The organism is Chryseobacterium sp. SIMBA_028 (assembly GCF_046535285.1).
Classification (GTDB): Bacteria; Bacteroidota; Bacteroidia; order Flavobacteriales; family Weeksellaceae; genus Chryseobacterium.
Genome location: NZ_JAWRWZ010000514.1, coordinates 1 through 257, shown reverse-complemented (window position 1 = coordinate 257; position 257 = coordinate 1). Strand labels below are relative to the sequence as shown.

The window sequence follows — 257 nt, the reverse complement described above, 5'->3', positions numbered from 1 at the left end:
ACGCCCTGCTCCTGGAACGCTGATGTTCGAGCAATGGAACACCGACACACACCTCCGGCGGACCGTAGTTTGGCAGAGCCATGTAGGGGATATCGTAGAAATCCGCGACAACACCCGCGTTGTCCGCCGGGGGATAGTGGAAGAAGAAATGCCGGACGGTTCAGGCCTGTGGTTGGGCGCAGACGCCACTGATCGCAGGGAGTATTTCCATAAAGATGATGGCTACGAACTTTGGGTCTAGGGCGGAGGGATCCAAC

General features: G+C 57.6%; 1 protein-coding gene. It reads left to right on the top strand.

What is annotated here, in order from left to right; translation table 11 throughout:
• On the top strand, positions 1–241 hold a 241-nt coding region (locus SCA31_RS24310; protein WP_410699546.1), incomplete at its 5' end, for a hypothetical protein.
• Between the last annotated feature and the right edge of the window lie 16 nt (positions 242–257).